Raw genomic sequence first — 19,154 nt, forward strand, 5'->3', positions numbered from 1 at the left:
ATACCGTGGGCAAAATCGTAGCAATCGCCAACCAGAAAGGTGGCGTAGGAAAAACAACAACGTGCATTAACTTAGCGGCCTCTATGGCGGCGACTAAGCGTAAAGTTTTAGTGATCGATCTCGACCCACAAGGCAATGCAACGATGGCCAGTGGTGTTGATAAGTATCAAGTAGATGCAACCGCGTACGAATTGTTGGTCGAAGACACCCCTTTTGATGAAGTCGTGTGTCGCAAAACAACGGGACACTACGATTTGATTGCGGCGAACGGAGACGTGACAGCCGCTGAAATCAAATTAATGGAAGTCTTTGCTCGCGAAGTGCGTTTGAAAAATGCCCTCGCGCCAGTTCGTGATAACTATGATTTCATCTTTATTGATTGTCCTCCTTCTTTAAATCTTCTTACAATCAACGCCATGGCCGCAGCGGATTCTGTGTTAGTGCCAATGCAATGTGAGTATTTTGCATTAGAAGGTTTAACGGCGTTAATGGATACCATCAGCAAGTTAGCCGCGGTAGTCAACGAAAACCTGAAAATCGAAGGGTTACTTCGAACGATGTACGATCCGCGTAATCGCCTAGCCAATGAAGTATCCGATCAACTGAAAAAGCACTTTGGAAACAAAGTCTATCGCACCGTTATTCCTCGTAATGTCCGTCTTGCTGAAGCGCCAAGTTATGGCAAGCCAGCAATGTACTACGACAAGTATTCAGCTGGGGCAAAAGCGTATCTCGCCTTAGCTGGCGAAATGCTTCGTCGAGAAGAAATACCCGCATAATCTCAACTAAAGGAATTCGTCTACATGACTAAACGTGGTTTAGGAAAAGGATTGGATGCATTGCTCGCAACCAGTTCTCTTGCTCGTGAAAAGGAGCAAGCCGCCTCACATAGCCAAGCACTCTCTTCTGATGGCGAATTAATGGATATCGCGGTATCAAATTTGAAACCTGGCATGTATCAACCACGTAAAGATATGTCGGCAGAAGCGTTGGAAGAGCTATCTGCGTCTATCCAATCGCAAGGTATTATCCAGCCGATCGTGGTAAGACGTTTAGAGCTTGGCGGCTATGAAATTATTGCAGGTGAACGCCGTTGGCGCGCTGCAAAACAAGCAGGTTTAAAGCAAGTGCCCTGTTTGATCAAAAATGTCCAAGATCGCGCTGCGATTGCGATGGCACTGATAGAAAATATTCAACGCGAAGATTTGAATGCGATTGAAGAAGCACAAGCTTTAGAGCGGTTGCAAGACGAATTTAAGCTCACTCACCAACAGGTGGCTGATGTGATTGGTAAATCACGCACTACCGTGAGTAACTTATTACGCTTAAATCAATTGGCGGATGGCGTGAAGCGTTTAGTGGAAACCAAGCAGCTTGAAATGGGCCATGCACGAGCATTATTGATGCTCGAAGGCGATCAACAAATTGAAATTGCACAACGTGTGGCCGCAAAACAGCTGACCGTGAGACAAACTGAGCAATTAGTGAAAAAGTGTCTAACACAGCCTTCTGAGGACGGATCGGCATCGGAAGACTTAGATGCACAACAAATGTCACAAAGATTGAGTGAAATGTTAGGGGCTAAAGTGTCGATCATTCGTTCAAAAGGTGGCAAAGCCAAAATGACGATTAGTCTTGATGAGCCTCACAAATTAGAGCAACTAATTGCCAAGCTAGAAAGCTAAATGAGATAATTGATTTAAGTCAATTATGCAAAAAACGTTTTTTTATTTGAAAGTTGTCGGTTTGTAAACAAAATTGTAACTTTTTGCTGTCTTTCAATTGCAATCAGTTCGACTCACCGTATAATTTTCGCCAATTTCCCAGCCCTATGTTGTAGATGAGCTGAGGATATTACTAGAGGTACGAATACATGGTAGCTGCGTTGGCTAGACCAGGACGAGAGCTTGCTAAGCGATTGTTAATGATCCAGTCTGGCGCGGTTATTTTTGTGGCGGCAGGGATGGCGGTAGCTGTAAATGCTGAATGGGGCTTTTCTGCGCTGATTGGGGGTGGCATCTTTGTCATTGCCAATGCGGTTTTTGCGCTGTGTGCTTTTATGTTTAGTGGAGCTCGTGCTGCGAAGCAAGTCGCGGCCTCTTTCTACACTGGCGAAGTACTCAAGATCCTCATCACAGTTGCACTGTTCTGTGTTGCCTACATGTATATGCAGGTGGAACTCGTTCCCCTCAAACTAACCTATTTGCTGGCTCTAGGTATTAATATCTGTGCGCCAGTGCTATTCATTAACAACAAAAAATAGGATGAGTTATGGCTGCGCCAGGTGAAGCGCTAACATCGTCCGGATACATTGAACACCACTTGACGAACCTCTCTCTTGCGAAGATTTCTGAGCATTATGATTTGGGGCTGTCAATTAGTGAGACGAGTTTCTGGAACGTACATATCGATAGCCTGTTTTTTTCCTTGTTTACTGGCTTAATATTCCTATGGATATTTCGCTCTGTAGCAAAGAAAGCAACAGCGGGTGTACCCGGTAAGCTGCAGTGTTTTGTTGAAATATTGGTAGAATTTGTCGATCAAAACGTCAAAGACACCTTTCATGGACGCAATCCACTTATAGCACCGCTGGCACTGACTATCTTTTGTTGGGTATTGTTAATGAACATCATGGACTTAGTGCCCATCGATTTCTTACCGTATCCAGCACAACATTGGCTTGGTATCCCTTATCTAAAAGTGGTTCCGTCAGCTGATGTGAATATCACCATGGCTATGGCTCTAGGCGTATTTGCTCTGATGATTTACTACAGCATCAAAGTGAAAGGCCTAGGTGGTTTTGCGAAAGAATTAGCTCTACATCCATTCAATCACTGGACCATGATTCCGTTTAACCTACTTATTGAAGTGGTATCGTTACTTGCGAAACCTCTCTCACTCGGTATGCGTCTATTCGGTAACATGTTCGCAGGTGAGGTGGTATTTATTCTTATCGCAGCGATGCTACCATGGTGGCTACAATGGATGGGTTCACTACCGTGGGCGATTTTCCATATTCTGGTAATTCTGATTCAATCTTTCGTGTTCATGATGCTGACTATTGTTTATCTATCAATGGCACACGAAGATAGTGATCATTAATTTTTTAAAGCTTTTTATTTGGGCACATAAGCCAACAACTATAAATTGGAGATAGTAATGGAAACTTTACTGAGCTTTTCTGCAATCGCCGTAGGTATTATCGTCGGTCTTGCTTCTCTTGGTACAGCGATTGGTTTCGCACTTCTAGGCGGTAAATTCCTTGAAGGTGCTGCTCGTCAACCAGAAATGGCTCCTATGCTACAAGTTAAGATGTTCATCATCGCGGGTCTACTTGATGCGGTTCCTATGATCGGTATCGTAATTGCGCTTCTATTCACTTTCGCGAACCCATTTGTTGGTCAACTAGGTTAATCAACCGATCACACAAATTGATGATTTGTCGTTGATTAATACTTTTCGTTGGTGAACAAATAGAGGGGTAGCTGTTGTGAATATGAACGCAACTCTGCTAGGTCAAGCAATCGCGTTTGCACTGTTTGTGTGGTTCTGCATGAAATATGTATGGCCGCCAATCATGAATGCGATCGAAGAGCGTCAGAAGAAAATTGCTGACGGTCTTTCAGCCGCTGAGCGTGCTGCTAAAAACTTGGATCTAGCACAAGCCAACGCTTCTGAACAAATGAAAGAAGCGAAGCGCACTGCAACTGAGGTCATCGAACAGGCAAATAAACGTAAAGCTCAAATTTTAGACGAAGCACGTGAGGAAGCTCAGGCAGAACGCCAGAAAATCCTTGCTCAAGCGGAAGCTGAACTTGAATCTGAACGTAACCGTGCCCGCGATGAGCTGCGTAAACAAGTTGCAACTCTGGCTGTAGCTGGTGCTGAGAAAATCCTTGAGCGTTCTATCGATAAAGATGCGCACAAAGATATTCTCGACAACATTACTGCAAGACTTTAAGGATGGGGGCGCTTTATGTCTGATTTGACTACAATTGCACGCCCCTATGCTAAAGCAGCATTCGATTTTGCGGTAGAGAAAAAGCAACTTGACCAATGGGGTCAGATGTTAGCTTTTGCTGCCGAGGTCGCAAAGAACGAGCAAATGAAAGAGCTACTAACGGGCTCTGTTTCGGCTGAGAAATTAGCGGAAATTTTCATCGCAATTTGTGGCGAACAGTTTGATGTTTATGGCCAGAACCTGTTAAAGGTGATGGCTGAGAATGGCCGATTAAAGGCTCTTCCTGATGTTAGTGAACAGTTCTTTGCTCTGAAACAAGAGCATGAGAAGCAGATGGATGTTGAAGTGATTTCAGCAACTGAGCTTTCTGATGAACAGCTTGTCAATATCAGCACCAAACTTGAGCAGCGTCTTGAACGCAAAGTTCAGCTGAATTGCAGTATAGATGAGACCCTACTTGGTGGGGTTATAATTCGAGCCGGAGACCTTGTCATCGATAACTCAGCCCGCGGTCGTTTAAACCGCCTGAGCGATGCATTACAGTCTTGATGGGGATTGGAGCATGCAACTTAATTCCACGGAAATTAGCGATCTAATTAAACAACGTATCGAATCTTTCGACGTTGTTAGTGAAGCTCGCAATGAAGGTACTATCGTATCGGTAAGCGATGGTATCATTCGCATTCACGGCCTAGCGGACGTGATGCAAGGTGAAATGATTGAATTACCGAGTGGCCGTTATGCACTTGCACTTAACCTTGAGCGTGACTCGGTTGGTGCGGTTGTCATGGGCCCATATGCTGACCTTAAGGAAGGCATGAAAGTAACAGGTTCTGGTCGTATTCTTGAAGTGCCAGTTGGTCCTGAATTGTTAGGTCGCGTAGTGAATACACTCGGTCAGCCTATCGATGGTAAAGGTCCTATCGAAGCGAAATTGTCTTCACCTGTTGAAATGATTGCACCTGGTGTAATCGACCGTAAATCAGTCGATCAACCAGTACAAACCGGCTATAAGTCAGTTGACTCTATGATCCCAATCGGTCGTGGCCAACGTGAACTTATCATCGGTGACCGTCAAACTGGTAAAACAGCAATGGCGATCGACGCAATTATTAACCAAAAAGATTCAGGTATTTACTCTATCTATGTTGCGATTGGCCAAAAAGCCTCAACTATCGCTAACGTAGTACGCAAATTAGAAGAGCACGGCGCGCTTGCAAACACAGTTGTGGTTGTTGCATCGGCTTCTGAATCCGCGGCATTGCAATACCTTGCGCCATATGCAGGTTGTGCAATGGGTGAATACTTCCGCGATCGCGGTGAAGATGCACTTATTGTTTATGATGACTTATCTAAACAAGCGGTTGCTTACCGTCAGATCTCACTACTACTCAAACGCCCACCAGGCCGTGAAGCATTCCCAGGTGACGTTTTCTATCTCCACTCTCGTCTACTTGAGCGTGCTGCTCGTGTCAGCGAAGAGTATGTAGAACGTTTCACTAAGGGTGAAGTGAAAGGTAAAACCGGTTCTTTAACCGCGCTACCTATCATTGAAACACAAGCGGGTGACGTTTCAGCATTCGTACCGACTAACGTAATCTCGATTACCGATGGTCAGATCTTCCTACAAACTGAACTATTCAACGCGGGTGTTCGCCCAGCCGTTGACCCTGGTATTTCAGTATCTCGTGTAGGTGGTGCCGCTCAGACGAAAATCATCAAGAAACTGTCAGGTGGTATCCGTACCGCGCTTGCACAGTACCGTGAACTTGCTGCATTTGCTCAGTTCTCGTCAGATCTTGATGAAGCGACGAAGAGACAGCTAAACCATGGTCAGAAAGTAACAGAGCTGATGAAGCAGAAACAATATGCTCCGATGTCTGTGTTTGACCAAGCGTTGGTTATCTTTGCGGCAGAGCGTGGTTATTTAAATGATGTTGCGTTGAATAAACTGGCTGATTTTGAATCTGCTCTACTGTCGTATGCTCGTGGTCAATATGTTGATCTTGTAAAAGATATCGACAAATCGGGTGCTTATAACGATGAAATCGAAGCTCAGTTCAAGAAACTGGTTGACGATTTCAAGGCAACCCAGACCTGGTAATTGGTGGGTGACCCTAGGGTCACCACTGACCAATAACGGATTACCTTAAAAGAGAGTAAAACGATGGCCGGCGCAAAAGAGATACGTAATAAAATCGGTAGTGTTAAAAGCACGCAGAAAATTACGAAAGCGATGGAAATGGTAGCAGCTTCAAAAATGCGTCGTTCGCAAGACGGCATGGAAGCTTCTCGTCCATACGCTGAAACAATGCGTAAAGTGATCGGTCATGTGGCGAGTGCAAATCTAGAATATCGTCATCCTTATCTAGAAGAGCGCGAAGCCAAACGTGTTGGTTACATCATTATTTCAACAGACCGTGGTTTGTGTGGTGGTTTGAACGTGAACTTGTTCAAAAAAGCTCTACATGACATGAAAGATTGGTCGGAGAAAGGTGCTGAGGTTGAGCTGGCAATTGTGGGCTCAAAGGCAACGGCTTTCTTTAGAAACAGTGGCGCTAAAGTCGCTGCTCAAGTCTCTGGTTTGGGCGATAGCCCAACCTTGGAAGATTTGATCGGTTCCGTTGGTGTTATGCTGAAGAAATATGATGCAGGTGAGTTGGATCGCCTATACGTAGTGTTCAACAAATTTGTGAATACTATGGTTCAAGAACCAACGATCGATCAATTACTACCTTTGCCTAGATCGAATAGCGAAGAGATGAAACGCGAACATTCTTGGGATTACATCTATGAGCCTGAACCAAAGCCTCTACTCGATGCACTATTGCTGCGTTATGTAGAGTCTCAGGTTTATCAGGGTGTGGTTGAGAATCTTGCTTGTGAGCAAGCTGCTCGAATGATTGCGATGAAAGCAGCTACCGATAACGCAAGCAACTTGATTGATGATTTACAGCTTGTGTATAACAAAGCCCGTCAGGCGGCGATTACACAAGAACTATCGGAAATCGTTTCTGGTGCAGCAGCGGTTTAAGCTTAGGTAAAACAAACAGTTTAGAGGATTAACGATGGCTACAGGTAAGATCGTACAGATCATCGGTGCGGTAGTCGACGTAGAGTTCCCACAGGGCGAAGTACCAAGTGTTTACGATGCTCTGAATGTTGTGGATTCAAAAGAACGTCTCGTTCTTGAAGTTCAACAGCAGCTTGGCGGTGGCGTGATTCGCGCAATCGTAATGGGTAGCTCTGATGGTTTACGTCGTGGTTTGGTAGTTGAAAATACTGGCGCTCCAATTTCAGTACCAGTCGGTATTAAGACTTTAGGTCGTATCATGAACGTGCTTGGTGATGCGATTGATGAGCGTGGTGAAATCGGTGCGGAAGAGCTTTACTCTATCCACCGTCCAGCTCCAAGCTATGAAGAGCAATCAAACGAAACTGCTCTTCTTGAAACCGGTGTAAAAGTAATCGATTTGGTTTGTCCATTCTCTAAGGGTGGTAAAATCGGTCTATTTGGTGGTGCAGGTGTAGGTAAGACCGTTAACATGATGGAACTTATCAACAACATCGCACTGCAACACTCAGGTCTTTCAGTATTTGCGGGTGTTGGTGAACGTACTCGTGAAGGTAACGATTTCTACTATGAGATGCAGGAAGCCGGTGTTGTAAACATCGAAGAGCCTGAAAAATCAAAAGTAGCGATGGTTTACGGACAGATGAACGAGCCACCAGGCAACCGTCTACGTGTTGCACTGACGGGTTTGACAATGGCAGAACGTTTCCGTGACGAAGGTCGTGACGTACTTCTGTTCATCGATAACATCTACCGTTACACGCTTGCCGGTACGGAAGTATCAGCACTGCTAGGTCGTATGCCTTCAGCGGTAGGTTACCAACCTACTCTTGCAGAAGAAATGGGTGTGCTTCAGGAGCGTATTACGTCAACTAAGCAAGGTTCTATCACGTCTGTACAGGCGGTATATGTACCAGCAGATGACTTGACGGACCCGTCTCCAGCCACAACGTTCGCGCACTTGGATGCAACGGTTGTACTTAACCGTAACATCGCAGCAATGGGCCTATACCCAGCGATCGACCCACTCGATTCAACGTCTCGTCAGCTAGACCCACTCGTCGTAGGTCAAGAGCACTACGACATCGCTCGTGGCGTTCAGCAGACGCTTCAGCGCTACAAAGAGCTGAAAGACATCATTGCGATCTTGGGTATGGACGAGTTGTCTGAATCGGATAAGCAAGTTGTATCACGTGCACGTAAGATTGAACGTTTTCTAACTCAGCCTTATCACGTAGCTGAAGTATTTACAGGTGACCCTGGTGTTTACGTACCTCTAAAAGAGACGCTACGTGGCTTCAAAGGTCTTCTATCTGGTGAATACGATGACATTCCAGAGCAAGCGTTTATGTACTGCGGTACTATCGACGATGCGATTGAGAATGCTAAGAAGCTATAAGGCTAACTAGGAGGCGATATGGCAGCAATAACCTTTCACCTAGACGTCGTCAGTGCAGAGAAGAAAATCTTCTCTGGCCAAGTCGAAACGTTTCAGGTGACCGGTAGCGAAGGTGAACTGGGAATTTTCCATGGTCACACACCGCTGCTGACCGCTATTAAGCCTGGTATGGTGCGTATCGTTAAGCTACACGGCCACGAAGAAATTATTTATGTTTCGGGTGGTATTGTCGAAGTGCAACCGGGTACTGCTACAGTACTGGCTGATACGGCAATTCGTGGTGAAGAACTAGACGCAGCTAAGGCAGAAGAAGCCAAACGCAAAGCTGAAGAGAATATTTCAAATCAGCATGGCGATATGAACTTCGCACAAGCGGCCAGTGAACTGGCTAAAGCCATGGCTCAGTTACGAGTTATCGAGCTGACCAAAAAACGTCGTTAATGTGTTTTATAATTAAGACGTGATGTAAAAAGGCGACCTATAGGTCGCCTTTTTGCTTATTTTTTAACAGAAAATTATTTAGTTAAATTAACTATCTCTTTAATTACCGCTAAAATGCGGCTTAACTTTTTTAACGTCAATAGGTTGTCAATGAAATTTAGCGCAGTGATCCTCGCAGCAGGTAAAGGTACTCGAATGTATTCTAATATGCCTAAAGTGCTGCACACACTGGCGGGTAAGCCAATGGTGAAACACGTAATTGATACGTGCAATAGCTTAGGTGCCCAAAATATCCACTTGGTTTATGGTCATGGTGGTGAGCAAATGCAGCAAGCGCTTGCCGAAGAGTCGGTTAACTGGGTGCTGCAAGCGGATCAATTAGGAACTGGCCATGCCGTTGATCAAGCCTCGCCTCATTTCCAAGACGATGAGAAGATCCTCGTGTTGTACGGTGATGTTCCATTGATCTCGGAAGAAACCGTGGAAAGCTTGTTAGATGCACAGCCTAATGATGGAATAGCCTTGCTGACTGTGGTACTGGATAACCCAACCGGTTATGGCCGTATCGTGCGTAAGCATGGCCCTGTGGTGGCAATTGTTGAACAAAAAGATGCCACTGATGAGCAAAAGTTAATTAAAGAGATCAATACGGGCGTGATGGTGGCAACGGGGCGCGATCTCAAGCGCTGGTTGTCAGGCTTAAGTAATGAGAACGCACAAGGCGAATATTATCTGACAGATGTTATCGCTGCCGCGCACAATGAAGGCCGCGCAGTTGAGGCTGTTCATCCTGCCAGCTCTATTGAAGTGGAAGGGGTAAATGATCGCGCTCAACTGGCTCGTTTAGAGCGTGCTTACCAAGCAACACAAGCGAAAAAGCTATTAGAACAAGGTGTAATGCTACGTGATCCTACGCGTTTTGATCTGCGTGGTGAATTACAGTGTGGGATGGATGTTGAGATTGATGCAAACGTCATCATCGAAGGAAATGTCTCTTTGGGTGATAACGTAATTATCGGCATGGGTTGCGTGCTTAAAGATTGCGAAATTGATGACAACACAGTGATTCGCCCATACAGCGTCATTGAAGGGGCAACCGTTGCAGAAAACTGTACCGTTGGGCCTTTTACCCGTTTACGTCCTGGTGCTGAACTGCGTAATGATGCTCACGTGGGTAACTTCGTGGAAGTAAAAAATACTCGTTTGGGTGAAGGTTCGAAAGCCAATCACTTAACTTATCTTGGTGATGCCGAAATTGGCCAGCGTGTTAATGTCGGAGCTGGCGTTATCACTTGTAATTACGATGGTGTCAATAAATTCAAAACCACAATTGGTGATGATGTGTTTGTCGGTTCAGACAGCCAGTTGATTGCTCCTGTAACGATCGCCAATGGTGCAACGATTGGTGCTGGCACTACGCTAAGCAGTAACGTTGCTGAAGGTGAGTTAGTCATCACTCGCGCGAAAGAGCGCAAAATCAATGGTTGGAAGCGTCCTGTTAAGCGTAGCTAACAAATAAGCGATTAAAAAGCCGCTTATAATGAGCGGCTTTTTATCAGTTCTTATTAAAAGACTTACTCTTCATCGCTGACTACGCGTGCATTATCTGGTGCGGTGAAGTGTTGAGAAAGTTCGCGGTTCGAGACGATATAACCAATCCATAGCCCGCCCATACAAATCATAATTGCAATACCCGTCACCATTTGTGCTTGGCTGGCCAACGTTGCGACCAATGCGCTGGCTAAACTACTAACGCAGATTTGTAAGCTATTTTGTAAACCCGCTGCAGTGGCTGGGCTTTGTTTGGCACTCGATAGTGCGCGGTTCACCACGATAGGGTAAAGCGCTCCGTTGGCAACTGCTATTAAGCAAAACGGTGCCAAAATTGGCCAAATTGAGGTCAGTTGCCACTGTGATGCAATGAATACTAATAAAGTGGCAACGCTGAAGAGGCCAATCAACTGCTTGAGCACTTTTTCGTCACCAAATTTATTCACTCCCACCTTACCTAAGTAGCCACCAACCATGAAAGCGATCGTTTGAGGAATAAAACTCAAACCGATATCTTTAGCGGCATAACCAAGGCGTGCCATAATCTCTGGCATCCCAGTCAAGTAAGCAAAGAAGGCCGCAGAAGCGCAAGCAAACATCATCACATTACCCAAGTAGGTTTTAGTGCTGAGCAGAGCTTTGATATCTTGCTTAATTGAGGTTTGTTTGGGTTGTGATTGTTCATTTTTTTGAGCAAAAGTACAGGCTACAAGCGCAACGCCCATCAATGTCAATGTCACAAAAATACTGTGCCAACCAAAGTTATCGGCCAGTAAGACGCCTAATTGAGGTGCAAGCGCGGGTGAAAGCGCGACCAAAGGCATAATGGTGGCGAATATTTGCTGGCTTGTTTTAGCTGGGTAGCGTTGAATTACCATTGCTTGCCAGATCACTGCGGGAGCACACACCCCTAAAGCTTGCACAAAGCGCAACGCTAATAATTGCCAAACCTGTTCACTAAAAGCTAAACCAAATGATGCCAACGTGAATAGAACAAGGCCTGCCGCCAGCGTGTTACGGTGACCATATTTATCGGAAGCTAAGCCCCACACCAGTTGACCTAATGCCATACCGACCAGAAAAACGGTGAGAGACAAGGCTATTTGCTCTGGCCCTGTGGCAAAGTCCATTTCCATTGCTTTAAAGGCAGGGAGGTACATGTCTGTGGCAATGAAGCCAAGCATAGAGAGCGCGGCTAAGTACAGCAACTGTAATTTTGATGCTTTCATTTTTATTACCATTCAAAAAAATTAATCAATATTTGGCCAGCATTAATCTATGCCAACCTTAATTTATCTACTCATCTATTCTATTTTTCGTTTAATATTAAATGAAACGCTAAATTTGTTGGTTATTCATCAAAAAAATTGAAGGCTTATGTTTTCTAAATCCTCATTAGAAATGCTTGATACTGTCGCACGGTTGGGTAGTTTTACCGCCGCTGCGGAAGTTTTGCATAAAGTGCCGTCAGCGATCAGCTACGGCGTTCGCCAAGTCGAACAAGATTTGGATGTGCTGCTGTTTCGCCGTTTACCTAGAAAGGTGGAACTGACGCCCGCTGGTGAGCTGTTTATGGTGGAGGCTCGCCAATTGCTTAGGCAGATGGAAGAGATTCGTTCACAAACTAAACGCGCGGCGCATGGTTGGCAGAAAACGCTAAAATTGACGCTTGATAACGTGGTCAAACTCGACAAAATGAAACCGCTGGTGGAAGATTTTTATCGCACGTTTGAGTTTGCTGAGCTGCAAATCAACATGGAAGTCTTTAATGGCTCATGGGAAGCTATTGCGCAAGGTCGAGCTGACATTGTGATTGGTGCAACCTCTGCGATTCCTGTCGGTGGTGATTTTGAAGTGCGTGACATGGGCGTGTTGGATTGGGCATTTGTAATGTCTCCTCATCACCCTTGTGCTCAAGAGCCCTATTTAAGCGAAGATTTTGTCAGTCAGTTCCCGGCGATTTGTTTGGATGACACGTCAAGTGTATTACCCAAGCGGCATACGGATCACTACCCGCAGCAACGGCGCTTACTTTTACCGAATTGGTATAGTGCGATTGAATGCTTAAAAAATGAAGTCGGTGTTGGCTACATGCCAAGACACATTGCACAACCTTTGATTGTTGATGGTGGGTTGGTTGAACGGGTTCTCACCGTTGATAAACTGCTTAGTCAATGCTGTTTAGTATGGCGCAAAGATGATAATCATAAATTGATCGAGTGGATGGTAAATTATCTGGGCAGTAGCGATCAACTTTATCGTGATTGGCTTCAAGCTAAATAACCTAATAAGAAGAGCCAGCAGTGCTGGCTCTTAAAAGACTCTTCAGTGAGAAGAAAAACAGAATGGTTATGGGCGCTCAAAAATAGTCGCAATGCCTTGGCCTAAACCAATGCACATCGTTGCTAGACCATATTTGGCGTCTTTCGCTTCCATCAAGTTAATCAATGTGGTTGAGATGCGCGTGCCAGAACACCCGAGAGGATGACCCAGCGCGATCGCCCCTCCGTTTAGGTTAACCTTCTCATCCACTACATCGAGCAAACCAAGATCTTTCGCGCAAGGTAGAGATTGAGCTGCAAACGCTTCGTTTAACTCAATCACATCCATATCTTGCATGGTGAGGCCTGCACGCTGTAGCGCTTTATGGGTCGCCGGAACTGGCCCGTAACCCATAATTGAAGGATCGCAACCAGCGACGGCCATTGATTTCACACGCGCACGAATCTTTAAGCCAAGCGCATTGGCTTTCTCTTCGCTCATGATCAACATCGCCGATGCGCCATCGGACAGAGCCGATGAGGTGCCTGCCGTTACAGTACCATTGGCTGGGTCAAAAACAGGACGCAACTGTGCTAGCCCCTCAACAGTGGTTTCCGGGCGGATCACTTCATCAAAATCGAGCGTGAACAGAGTACCATCTTCGGCATGAGCTTCAGTGGGGAGGATTTCATTTTTGAAGCGGCCTTCAACGGTTGCTGCGTAAGCGCGTTGATGCGAACGAGCGGCAAAGGCATCTTGTTGCTCACGGCTAATGCCGTGCATTTTACCTAACATCTCAGCCGTTAACCCCATCATCCCCGCAGCTTTGGCAACGGTTTTTGACATGCCAGGATGGAAATCAACGCCATGGTTCATCGGTACGTGTCCCATATGCTCAACGCCGCCCACAAGGCAGATTTCAGCATCACCAACCATAATGGCGCGGGTGGCATCATGCAGTGCTTGCATTGATGAACCACATAAACGGTTAACGGTGACGGCACCAATTTCAATCGGCAAGCCAGCCAACAGTGCCGCATTACGCGCGACGTTAAAGCCTTGTTCTAAGGTTTGTTGCACACAACCCCAGTAGATATCTTCGATCTCTTTTGGGTTGACTTGTGGATTACGGGCTAAAATGCCTTTCATCAGATGTGCAGATAAATCTTCCGCACGAGTATGACGAAATGCCCCACCTTTTGAACGACCCATCGGGGTGCGTAGGCAATCAACAATTACGACATTTCTCTTATGTGAAGTCATTTGGACATCTCTCCTTAGATAGAACTTGCTTGTTGAGTACCGTAGAAGGTCTCGCCTTTTTCTGCCATATCAAGCAGCAGTTGAGGTACATGATACATCGCGCCCAATGCTTGGTATTGGCTTGCCATTGCAACGTAGTTTTGTAAGCCAAGACTATCGAGATAGCGGAATACGCCGCCTCTAAAAGGAGGGAACCCCAAGCCGTACACCAACGCCATATCCGCTTCTTGGGGTGAAGCGATGATCTTCTCTTCTAAACAGAGTGCCACTTCATTGATCATCGGAATCATCATGCGCTCAATGATGGTTTGATCATCAAAAGTACGTTTATCACCACATTCTACGTTAAGAACAGTGAGAACCTCTTCAGAGAAAGTTTTCTTCGGTTTGCCTTTCTTATCTAAAGTGTATTGATAGAAACCGCTGCCATTTTTCTGGCCATATTTATTGGCGTCAAACAGTGCATCAATAGCATCGCGGCCCTGTTTACCCATACGTTCGGGGAAACCTTGTGCCATTACTGCTTGTGCATGGTGAGCGGTATCAATACCGACCACATCTAGAAGATAAGCAGGGCCCATTGGCCAACCAAACTTACGCTCCATCACTTTATCGATTTGAGTGAAATCAGCGCCATCGCGCAGTAATAAACTAAAGCCACCAAAGTAAGGGAAAAGTACGCGGTTTACGAAGAACCCAGGGCAGTCATTGACCACGATGGGGGATTTACCCATTTTGGCCGCGTAAGCGACAACTCGATTGATGGTTTCATCGGAAGTGTGTTCACCACGAATAATTTCCACCAATGGCATACGATGTACTGGGTTAAAAAAGTGCATACCACAGAAGTTTTCTGGACGTTTGAGTGATTTGGCCAGTAGGTTGATTGGAATGGTTGAGGTGTTCGAGGTGATAACCGCATCCTCACCAACATTGGCTTCGACTTCACTTAGTACCGCGGCTTTGATTTTCGGGTTTTCAACCACAGCTTCAACAATTACATCCGCTTGCTCAATCCCCGCATAATGCAGGCTAGGCGTAATCGATGCCAGCACACTTGCCATTTTAAAACCATCAATTTTTCCGCGCTCTAGCTGCTTGTTGAGTAACTTAGATGCCTCTGTCATACCTAAATTAAGGGACGATTGAGCAATATCTTTCATCAAAACAGGCACGCCCTTTACTGCCGATTGATAAGCAATGCCGCCGCCCATGATACCCGCACCAAGTACAGCCGCTCGTCCGGTTTCTTTATTGGCTGATTTAGCCGCTTTTTTTGCCAGTGCTTTAATATATTGGTCGTTGAGGAATAAACCGACCAAGGATTTCGCCGCTTCAGAATGAGCGAGCTTAACGAAGTGTCTACGCTCAATGGCCAATGCTTCATCACGGCTACAGCGCGCGGCTTCTTCTATTGCAATAACAGCGGTTATTGGCGCTGGATAATGAGGTCCGGCATGCTGTGCAACCAAGCCTTTGGCCATGGTGAAGCTCATCATGGCTTCTAATTTGCTGAGTGTCAGCGCGGACATTTTTTGCTGGCGACGCATTTTCCAATCAACGGTTTCATTGATGGCCGATGTGATGGTTTTGAGTGCTGACTCAAGCAGTTTGTCACTATCAACAATCGCATCGAGCAGTCCAATTTTAAGGGCTTCCTCAGCACGACATGCTTTGCCTTGAGTGATCACTTCCATAGCATTGTCGGCACCAATTACACGAGGCAGACGCACACAGCCACCGAACCCCGGCATAATACCAAGCTTTGTTTCCGGTAATCCTATGCTGGTGGTCGCGTCACCAATACGGAAATCGGTAGCGAGTACACACTCACATCCACCGCCTAGCGCGTGCCCTGTTAAAGCGGCTAGTGTCGGAACGGGTAGATCTTCTAGTTTGTTGAAAATGCTATTGGCAAATTGCAGCCATTGGTCGAGTTCTTGCGCAGGTTTAGCAAAGAGACCTAAAAACTCAGTGATATCAGCCCCGACAATAAAAGATTCTTTATCGGAAGTAAGAATAAGGCCTTTCAGTCCTTGGTGGGCTTTTAGGGCATCAAGTGCATGGTTGAGCGATTCAAGAGTGGCAAGGTCAAGTTTGTTCACTGACTCCTTGGAGCAGAAACGCAACTCCGCAATACCATCTTGTAATTCCTTTACCTGTAGGGTGTTGGCTTGGTAAATCATTGTCTATCTCCGTGACATACAACCTTAAGATCGTGTGTGAGAGTTTTTGTTGTATTAATGGTTCTGGTTTGACCAGTCGGTTTAGTTTGACCTGAGGATTGTTTAATTTCAATACATTTTTTAAACAACTGTTTAACATTGAGTGCGAATGGAGATCAGCGCTGCTTTTTTAAGTGCACGTGTTACACTCTTGCCATCCGCTCGATCTATGATTTCACATGAACGAACAACCTTATTTAATTCCAGCGTTGCCCACCCAATTTGAAGAGGAAATCAAAAAAAGCCTCTTTATTACCTATTTGGCCCATACTCCGAGTGTAGATGCTGCCAAAGCCTTCGTTGCGCAAATAAAGACAAAACATAGCGACGCCAGACATAACTGCTGGGGCTTTGTTGCCGGACGACCGGAAGATTCGATGTTGTGGGGTTTTAGTGATGATGGTGAGCCATCAGGGACGGCGGGCAAACCGATATTGGCGCAGCTAGCCGGATCGAGTGTCGGGGAGTTAACGGCCGTCGTCACTCGTTATTATGGTGGGATTCGTCTTGGCACTGGTGGGTTAGTTAAAGCTTATGGTGGCGGAGTACAACAAGCACTCAAGCAGCTTCAAACTATTGAGAAAAAAATCACCACAAAATTATCCCTAACGTTAGACTACGGTTTTGTGCCGATTGCTCAATCCATCATCGCGCAGTATGAAGCATTCGAAGTCGAAGCCGATTATAAAGAACAGGTTAAATTTCTTGTTGAGATAGAATTGCGCCATCTTGATGCCTTTACTCAAACTATCATTAATAAAAGCGGTGCAAAAGCTGTAGTGACCGCCATAAAAAATAATTAGGAAGTCAGAAGCTTCGCTTCAGAAAAAGCAATGCAAATTCGATCTATTATTCGTATCGTCGGGCTTTTGCTCGCGCTATTTAGTGTCTCGATGCTTGCCCCTGCGCTGGTGGCTTTGCTGTACCGCGATGGTGCAGGTGTACCTTTTGTCACGACCTTTTTTGTATTGTTGATGTGTGGCGGTTTTTTTTGGTTTCCAAACCGCCGCTATCGACATGAATTGAAAGCCAGAGACGGTTTTTTGATCGTTGTACTGTTTTGGACGGTTATCGGTAGTGCGGGTTCATTACCATTTTGGTTAGCGGATAACCCTAATGTATCGGTGACGGATGCGTTTTTTGAATCGTTTTCAGCATTAACCACCACCGGAGCAACCGTCATTGTTGGGTTAGATGAATTACCTAAAGCGATTTTGTTCTATCGGCAGTTTTTACAATGGTTTGGTGGGATGGGGATCATCGTTCTAGCGGTGGCCATTTTGCCAGTATTGGGAATTGGGGGAATGCAGTTATATCGGGCGGAGATCCCGGGCCCGGTCAAAGATACTAAAGTTACTCCAAGAATCGCCGAAACTGCCAAAGCACTTTGGTACATCTATTTAAGCTTAACGATTGCTTGCGCAACGGCTTTTTGGGCGGCGGGGATGACCCTGTTTGATGCGATTTGCCATAGCTTCTCTACGATCGCTATTGGTGGATTTTCGACTCATGATGCAAGCATGGGGTATTTTGATAGCTATGCAATCAATTTAATTACGGTTATTTTTTTGCTCATTTCAGCCTGTAATTTTACGCTCCATTACGCGGCGTTTGCGACAGGTGGTGTTCATCCAAAATATTACCTTAAAGATCCAGAGTTTAGAGCTTTCGCTCTTATACAAGTCATTTTGTTTGCGGTTTGCTTTTCGATTTTACTCAAACACCATTCTTACGACTCTTTTTATGACGCTTTTGATCAGGCGCTATTTCAAACGGTATCCATTTCGACGACGGCAGGCTTTACCACAACAGGTTTTGCAGATTGGCCGTTATTCTTACCTGTATTATTGCTGTTTTCTTCATTTATAGGTGGGTGTGCTGGCTCTACGGGCGGTGGCATGAAAGTGATCCGTATCTTATTGCTTACCTTACAAGGTGCTCGTGAGATGAAACGCCTTATTCACCCAAGAGCCGTGTATACGATTAAGGTGGGCGGAAGTGCTCTTTCACAGCGAGTTGTTGACGCGGTTTGGGGATTTTTCTCAGCGTACGCACTGGTCTTCGTGGCGTGTATGTTGGCATTGATCGCAACAGGGATGGATGAACTGAGTGCATTTTCTGCCGTCGCTGCAACATTGAATAACTTAGGGCCTGGATTGGGTCAAGTCTCCGTACACTTTGCGGATGTTAATGACAGTGCAAAATGGGTATTGGTTGTTTCGATGCTCTTTGGTCGCTTAGAAATTTTTACACTATTAATACTGCTTACCCCTACGTTTTGGCGCAGTTAAGGATATCTCGTGCAAAAAGCTCTTTTTCTCTATTCTTCCCGTGAAGGTCAAACCAAGAAAATTCTTAACTATATAAAAGAGGAACTTTCTGAGTTTGATTGCGAACTTGCCGATTTACATCAAATTGAGGATATTGATTTAGCTCTTTACGATCGAGTCTTAATTGGTGCTTCTATTCGCTACGGACATTTAAATAAAAAGCTTTATCAATTTATAGAAAAACATGCCGAGCAATTAGCACTCGCTAAAGCGGCGTTCTTTTGTGTCAACTTAACTGCAAGAAAAGAAGCGCAGGGTAAAGATACTCCAGAAGGAAGTGTCTATATTAAAACCTTTCTCAGTAAATCAGCATGGCAACCCAAGCTAATCGGAGTTTTCGCTGGTGCTCTTTACTATCCACGTTATCACTTTTTCGATAAGGTGATGATTCGTTTCATCATGTCATTGACTGGCGGTGAAACTGACACCTCAAAAGAAGTTGAGTACACAAACTGGCAAAAAGTATCTCTTTTTAGTTATAACTTTAAAAAATTGTAAATAAAAAGTCGATTTTTAGCGTCTTTTGGCTTTTTTCTGTTCGAACAAATAGAAAATCAAAAAAAACAGCAAAAAGGGGTTGCCAACGTGACGGCGATCTCTATAATGCCGCCTCACTGACACGGCACAGCCAGTAAGGGTTCAAGCCCAA

Annotated in this window: 19 protein-coding genes; 16 read left to right on the plus strand and 3 right to left on the minus strand. The window is 45.3% G+C overall.

What is annotated here, in order from left to right; genetic code table 11:
* The first annotated feature begins 5 nt into the window (after positions 1 to 5).
* From AACT23_RS03585 to glmU, 12 genes are all read left to right on the plus strand, one after another.
* The gene (locus tag AACT23_RS03585; RefSeq protein ID WP_013855586.1) at positions 6 to 779 is read left to right on the plus strand and encodes a ParA family protein; all 774 of its coding nucleotides are present in this window, start codon (positions 6 to 8) and stop codon (positions 777 to 779) included.
* A 24-nt stretch (positions 780 to 803) separates the two neighbouring features.
* Positions 804 to 1,685 (plus strand): ParB/RepB/Spo0J family partition protein, encoded by an 882-nt coding sequence (locus tag AACT23_RS03590; RefSeq protein WP_017044113.1) that lies wholly within the window; start codon positions 804 to 806, stop codon positions 1,683 to 1,685.
* A 188-nt stretch (positions 1,686 to 1,873) separates the two neighbouring features.
* Positions 1,874 to 2,263, plus strand: coding sequence for a F0F1 ATP synthase subunit I (locus tag AACT23_RS03595; protein WP_013855588.1), 390 nt, complete (start codon positions 1,874 to 1,876; stop codon positions 2,261 to 2,263).
* Between the two features lie 8 nt (positions 2,264 to 2,271).
* Complete coding sequence (atpB, locus tag AACT23_RS03600; protein WP_013855589.1) at positions 2,272 to 3,102, plus strand: F0F1 ATP synthase subunit A; 831 nt, start codon at positions 2,272 to 2,274, stop codon at positions 3,100 to 3,102.
* 57 nt (positions 3,103 to 3,159) lie between these two features.
* A complete protein-coding gene (gene atpE, locus AACT23_RS03605) occupies positions 3,160 to 3,414 on the plus strand; it encodes a F0F1 ATP synthase subunit C (protein ID WP_002540812.1) in 255 nt (84 codons plus the stop codon).
* 76 nt (positions 3,415 to 3,490) lie between these two features.
* Positions 3,491 to 3,961, plus strand: coding sequence for a F0F1 ATP synthase subunit B (gene atpF / locus AACT23_RS03610; RefSeq protein ID WP_013855591.1), 471 nt, complete (start codon positions 3,491 to 3,493; stop codon positions 3,959 to 3,961).
* Positions 3,962 to 3,976: 15 nt separating this feature from the next.
* Positions 3,977 to 4,510, plus strand: a complete 534-nt coding sequence (gene atpH, locus AACT23_RS03615) for a F0F1 ATP synthase subunit delta (RefSeq protein WP_013855592.1) — start codon at positions 3,977 to 3,979, stop codon at positions 4,508 to 4,510.
* 13 nt (positions 4,511 to 4,523) lie between these two features.
* Positions 4,524 to 6,065: a F0F1 ATP synthase subunit alpha gene (gene atpA, locus AACT23_RS03620; RefSeq protein ID WP_026027662.1), complete on the plus strand. Its 1,542-nt coding sequence runs from the start codon at positions 4,524 to 4,526 to the stop codon at positions 6,063 to 6,065.
* Between the two features lie 63 nt (positions 6,066 to 6,128).
* Positions 6,129 to 6,995 carry a F0F1 ATP synthase subunit gamma gene (gene atpG / locus AACT23_RS03625; protein WP_013855594.1) on the plus strand — a complete coding sequence of 289 codons (867 nt, stop codon included), beginning with the start codon at positions 6,129 to 6,131 and terminating at the stop codon, positions 6,993 to 6,995.
* A 34-nt stretch (positions 6,996 to 7,029) separates the two neighbouring features.
* Positions 7,030 to 8,433: a F0F1 ATP synthase subunit beta gene (gene atpD / locus AACT23_RS03630; RefSeq protein ID WP_010319968.1), complete on the plus strand. Its 1,404-nt coding sequence runs from the start codon at positions 7,030 to 7,032 to the stop codon at positions 8,431 to 8,433.
* Positions 8,434 to 8,451: 18 nt separating this feature from the next.
* The gene (locus AACT23_RS03635) at positions 8,452 to 8,874 is read left to right on the plus strand and encodes a F0F1 ATP synthase subunit epsilon (RefSeq protein ID WP_013855597.1); all 423 of its coding nucleotides are present in this window, start codon (positions 8,452 to 8,454) and stop codon (positions 8,872 to 8,874) included.
* 150 nt (positions 8,875 to 9,024) lie between these two features.
* On the plus strand, positions 9,025 to 10,386 hold the full coding sequence (gene glmU, locus AACT23_RS03640) for a bifunctional UDP-N-acetylglucosamine diphosphorylase/glucosamine-1-phosphate N-acetyltransferase GlmU (RefSeq protein ID WP_026029111.1): 1,362 nt from the start codon (positions 9,025 to 9,027) through the stop codon (positions 10,384 to 10,386).
* 62 nt (positions 10,387 to 10,448) lie between these two features.
* On the opposite strand, the gene punC is transcribed toward glmU, so the two are convergent.
* Complete coding sequence (gene punC / locus AACT23_RS03645) at positions 10,449 to 11,654, minus strand: purine nucleoside transporter PunC (RefSeq protein ID WP_026027660.1); 1,206 nt, start codon at positions 11,652 to 11,654, stop codon at positions 10,449 to 10,451.
* A 148-nt stretch (positions 11,655 to 11,802) separates the two neighbouring features.
* On the opposite strand from punC, the gene punR reads away from it, so the two are divergent.
* On the plus strand, positions 11,803 to 12,708 hold the full coding sequence (gene punR / locus AACT23_RS03650; RefSeq protein WP_017046374.1) for a DNA-binding transcriptional activator PunR: 906 nt from the start codon (positions 11,803 to 11,805) through the stop codon (positions 12,706 to 12,708).
* A gap of 66 nt (positions 12,709 to 12,774) precedes the next feature.
* Here punR and fadA read toward each other — a convergent pair whose 3' ends face one another.
* Complete coding sequence (fadA, locus tag AACT23_RS03655) at positions 12,775 to 13,950, minus strand: acetyl-CoA C-acyltransferase FadA (protein ID WP_017046375.1); 1,176 nt, start codon at positions 13,948 to 13,950, stop codon at positions 12,775 to 12,777.
* A 14-nt stretch (positions 13,951 to 13,964) separates the two neighbouring features.
* Complete coding sequence (fadB, locus tag AACT23_RS03660; protein ID WP_094127394.1) at positions 13,965 to 16,136, minus strand: fatty acid oxidation complex subunit alpha FadB; 2,172 nt, start codon at positions 16,134 to 16,136, stop codon at positions 13,965 to 13,967.
* Positions 16,137 to 16,354: 218 nt separating this feature from the next.
* On the opposite strand from fadB, the gene AACT23_RS03665 reads away from it, so the two are divergent.
* From AACT23_RS03665 to hemG, 3 genes are read left to right on the plus strand one after another with little or no spacing between them, the layout of a single operon-like run.
* Positions 16,355 to 16,978, plus strand: a complete 624-nt coding sequence (locus tag AACT23_RS03665; RefSeq protein ID WP_094127396.1) for a YigZ family protein — start codon at positions 16,355 to 16,357, stop codon at positions 16,976 to 16,978.
* Between the two features lie 30 nt (positions 16,979 to 17,008).
* Positions 17,009 to 18,466 carry a TrkH family potassium uptake protein gene (locus AACT23_RS03670; RefSeq protein WP_013855604.1) on the plus strand — a complete coding sequence of 486 codons (1,458 nt, stop codon included), beginning with the start codon at positions 17,009 to 17,011 and terminating at the stop codon, positions 18,464 to 18,466.
* 9 nt (positions 18,467 to 18,475) lie between these two features.
* Positions 18,476 to 19,003 (plus strand): menaquinone-dependent protoporphyrinogen IX dehydrogenase, encoded by a 528-nt coding sequence (hemG, locus tag AACT23_RS03675; protein ID WP_094127397.1) that lies wholly within the window; start codon positions 18,476 to 18,478, stop codon positions 19,001 to 19,003.
* The last annotated feature ends 151 nt before the right edge of the window (positions 19,004 to 19,154 follow it).

This window comes from Vibrio sp. V09_P4A23P171 (genome assembly GCF_963875615.1).
GTDB lineage: Bacteria > Pseudomonadota > Gammaproteobacteria > Enterobacterales > Vibrionaceae > Vibrio > Vibrio anguillarum.